Source organism: Rhizobium sp. 10N414, from assembly GCF_056394785.1.
On the sequence record NZ_JBFTIN010000084.1, the window covers coordinates 1 to 3,431 of the forward strand.

The following is a 3,431-nucleotide window of genomic DNA, read 5'->3' on the forward strand; positions in this document are numbered from 1 at the left end:
TCGTTGGAGCACCAGACCGTGACTTCCTTCGGGCCGTCCGCCGTGTGTCGCGTGGCGCGCGGAAAGCTGCCGCGGTGACGCTCAAGATCGGCAAAAACGCGATAGCGACCTTCGCTGTGAAGGCCATCCAGCTCGCTTTTGAAAAACGCCTCGAAATCCATGTCATGCTCCTTTATTCTGCAAGCAGCGATACACCGGCTCCCGAGCCCCGTATTTGATCTCCGTCAAGTTGCTGAACATCTCGCAGGCTCCGTGAGGAAGCACGGCAAAATTTGGAACGCGCCATGCTGTCGCGCCTTTTGTGCTGCCGGCCAGGCTTCGTGCAATCGGGGCGCTGAAGCGGTCTTCAAATATTTTCGATCACTCCGGGTCGGTTCGAGATGTTTGACCAGGATCAATTATCGAGGCGCAATCAGGCGCTATGGCTCGTGGCATGAGTTCATATTCAAACGTCGCAAAATACGTCAAAGGCCTCGCGCAGCCCACCCGGTTCGTCGAGATGTCAGATCGGGCAATCCCCGTTCTATCGGCACTGACGATGCTGTTCTTTCTGATTGGCCTTTACCTCGCCTTCAGTTCCGATGTGGACTACCAGCAAGGCGCGACTGTCAGAATAATGTATGTTCACGTTCCTGCGGCGTGGATGGCGATGCTGTGCTACACGGTCATGACGCTGAACGCCGTTGGATCGCTGGTCTGGCGACACCCTTTGGCAGACGTTTCAGCCCGCGTGGCAGCGCCTCTCGGCGCCGCGTTCACTTTCGTGTCCCTTGTCACTGGCGCGATCTGGGGTAAGCCGATGTGGGGGACCTGGTGGGTCTGGGACGCTCGGCTGACGTCCATGTTCGTGCTGTTCATCATGTACCTTGGTATACTGGCGATCAATCGCGCCGTTGACGAGCCGACGCGGGCTGCCCGCGTCTCCGCGGTTCTCATCATCGTCGGGTTCGTGAACATTCCGATCATCAAATTCTCGGTCGAGTGGTGGAACACACTCCACCAGCCCGCAAGTGTCCTGAGATTTGACGGGCCCGCTCTCGACATCGAATTTCTGCGACCGCTGCTGATCATGGGCCTCGCTTTTACCGCGCTCTTTGCGACGCTTTACGTCGCATCGATACGAAACGAGATCTGGCGAAGAAAGTTGATCTCTCATTACAGGCTCGCAGCAAGGGCCGCGTCACAAAGGGATAGTTGAGATGACGCATCAGGAGTATGTTTTCGTCGCTTACGCGCTGGCCTTCTCGGTGATGTTTGCGATGGCGGCGAAGGTTTGGATCACCAGCCGAAGCTACCGCCGACAGGTCGAGGCGCTCGCGGTCGTGCGTCGCCGGCCAAATCGCGAGGAACGCTAGGATGCGGAGTTACCTCGTAGCGGCAATCCCGCTCGTCGCATTCCTCGGAATCGCAAGTGCTGTGGGCAACGTGCTGTACCGGGAATCGGCCGACGGATACACTCCTTCTACACTCCCCTCCTCCCTTATCGGCCAACCACATCCACACGTGGATCTTCCGCCGCTCGCCGGTTCATCAACGCCAGGTCTGGCGGACGCCGGCATCCGGGGGCGGGTGACCGTCGTCAACATCTTCGCCTCATGGTGCATTCCATGCCGTCAGGAGCACCCGGTCCTGATGGAACTTGCCAAAGACACCCGCATCACCGTCGTTGCAATCAACTACAAGGACGCTCCCGAAAAGGCGTTGCCGTTTCTACGCGAGAACGGGAATCCTTTCGCCGCAATCGGGATCGATGCAAGAGGCAGGGCTTCGATCGACTGGGGCGTTTATGGTGTTCCGGAGACATTCGTCATCAACCGGGATGGACGCATCGTAGCCAAGCACGTTGGTCCACTCGACGCAGCTGCGCTTGCCAAAGATATTCGCCCGTTCTTGGACCAGGCCCTCGCAGGCGGGTGAAGTTCATCTTGACTTGCGACTCGCCTGGCCGATGTCCGATCTGTGGCCGCCACCCGAGCGCCAATCGGAACTTGCCATCTTTGACATCGGTCAAAGATTTCGTTCCGGTGCTGTCCTATATTGCTGTCGCGGGTCGGGCGATGCCCGTGTCAATGCTGGGAACTTGACAGAGGCTTGTTCGATTTCGGGGCGCGAAGCGAACAAGCCTCCTCGTCCCAACGGCTCCAGTAGAGGTGCCCTTCGCGACCGCTTCTCAAGATCATGTTTGCGAAACCAACCGACTGGTTGCTACTGAAGATCGATGTTAGCCCGAGGCAATGTCGGAGCGGTCTGCACTGTCGGGCGTGATGACATGCAGTCGGTCGCGATAGCCGCCGATTCCCAAGCTTTCGACAAGCGTGCGCACTGCCTTTCGCTTCAGATCCGATTCCAGGTGGCCGTCCAGGGTCACTTCGCCGTTCTTGACAGAGACTTGCACCCTTTGCGGCGTCAAACCGAGGTCGGACCTCAGACGCGTACGTACCGCCAGACGAATACTCTCATCCTCCCGAGGAAGTGTGGTCGGCGGCGCGTCGAGAATGATTGCCAGAATGTCGCGCCGGCTCACGATACCGACAAGTCGCCCGTTCTCAACGATGGGTAACCGCTTGATTCGGTGGGCCTGCAGGCTATCGGCGATGTCTGACACCTCGCTCTCCGGCAATGCGACAATGACGTCGGGAGACATGACATCTGCCACGGACCAGCCATGAGTGCGAATGTAGCGCTCAAGGTCAAGTTCCGAGGTGACTTCGGACACGCGAGATGACCGCAGCGAAACCCGGATTTCCCGCCGGAGGAGAAGATCGCCTTCCGTCAGCATACCACAAACGCGTCCCTCGTCGCTGACGACTGGCAGGCCGCTGATGTTGTTTTGAAGCATGACAGCGACTGCATGCCGCACACTAGCCGCCGGGCTGATTGAAACCACGTTGGTGGTCATTATGTCCTTGGCCTGCATCTCATGCCTCGCTCTTCCGGAATGCTGCTGGCACGACGGTAGAATGAGCAAAGCAGTTCAACATTGATCTCAGTCAAAGACCATCGCCATGCATAAGTCGGTCGAGTTTTTTCTCTTCCTCTTCGCTGAGGCGACTGCCGGTCGGCACCTCCACGCGACGCCGCGCGAAGACGATCAGCGACAGCCCGCCTGCGACGACGAGCAGGAGCGGCGCGCCCCACAAAAGGATCGTCTTCGTCTCGAAGCGCGGCTTCAACAGCACGAACTCGCCGTAGCGCGAGACGATGTAGTTCATCACCTGCTCGTTCGTATCGCCATCGGTCAGCCGCTCGCGCACCAGGAGGCGCAGGTCCTTCGCAAGCTCGGCATTGGAATCGTCGATCGACTGGTTCTGGCAGACCATGCAGCGCAGTTCGGCGGAGATCGCCCGGGCGCGCGCCTCGAGCGCCGGATCGGCAAGAACCTCGTCCGGATTGACGGCAAAGGCCGGCGCGGCCGACAGAACTATCGCTAT

Annotated in this window: 5 protein-coding genes and 1 pseudogene; 3 read left to right on the top strand and 3 right to left on the bottom strand. The window is 59.0% G+C overall.

The genetic code is table 11. The features are described from left to right. Positions 1-161: pseudogene (locus AC1DE4_RS31510) on the bottom strand (5-aminolevulinate synthase); the annotation flags it as partial. Positions 162-433: 272 nt separating this feature from the next. Between AC1DE4_RS31510 and AC1DE4_RS31515 the strand changes: the two are divergent. Genes AC1DE4_RS31515 through AC1DE4_RS31525 form a run of 3 tightly spaced genes read left to right on the top strand, consistent with a single transcriptional unit; the run spans position 434 to position 1,917 of the window. Further along, positions 434-1,198, top strand: a complete 765-nt coding sequence (locus AC1DE4_RS31515) for a heme ABC transporter permease (protein WP_192303088.1) — start codon at positions 434-436, stop codon at positions 1,196-1,198. A gap of 1 nt (position 1,199) precedes the next feature. Beyond that, a complete protein-coding gene (locus AC1DE4_RS31520) occupies positions 1,200-1,355 on the top strand; it encodes a heme exporter protein CcmD (RefSeq protein WP_169683396.1) in 156 nt (51 codons plus the stop codon). Position 1,356: 1 nt separating this feature from the next. Beyond that, a complete protein-coding gene (locus AC1DE4_RS31525; protein ID WP_062374580.1) occupies positions 1,357-1,917 on the top strand; it encodes a DsbE family thiol:disulfide interchange protein in 561 nt (186 codons plus the stop codon). A 304-nt stretch (positions 1,918-2,221) separates the two neighbouring features. On the opposite strand, the gene AC1DE4_RS31530 is transcribed toward AC1DE4_RS31525, so the two are convergent. Next, positions 2,222-2,917, bottom strand: a complete 696-nt coding sequence (locus AC1DE4_RS31530) for a CBS domain-containing protein (RefSeq protein WP_169683394.1) — start codon at positions 2,915-2,917, stop codon at positions 2,222-2,224. A gap of 73 nt (positions 2,918-2,990) precedes the next feature. After that, positions 2,991-3,431 (bottom strand): cytochrome c-type biogenesis protein (locus AC1DE4_RS31535; RefSeq protein WP_477884730.1); only part of this gene is annotated, 441 nt, incomplete at its 5' end.

Coding starts and splice junctions, on each gene's coding strand:
- AC1DE4_RS31515 (WP_192303088.1), top strand. CDS start 434: ATGAGTTCATATTCAAACGTCGCAAAATACGTCAAAGGCCTCGCGCAG.
- AC1DE4_RS31520 (WP_169683396.1), top strand. CDS start 1,200: ATGACGCATCAGGAGTATGTTTTCGTCGCTTACGCGCTGGCCTTCTCG.
- AC1DE4_RS31525 (WP_062374580.1), top strand. CDS start 1,357: ATGCGGAGTTACCTCGTAGCGGCAATCCCGCTCGTCGCATTCCTCGGA.
- AC1DE4_RS31530 (WP_169683394.1), bottom strand. CDS start 2,917: ATGCAGGCCAAGGACATAATGACCACCAACGTGGTTTCAATCAGCCCG.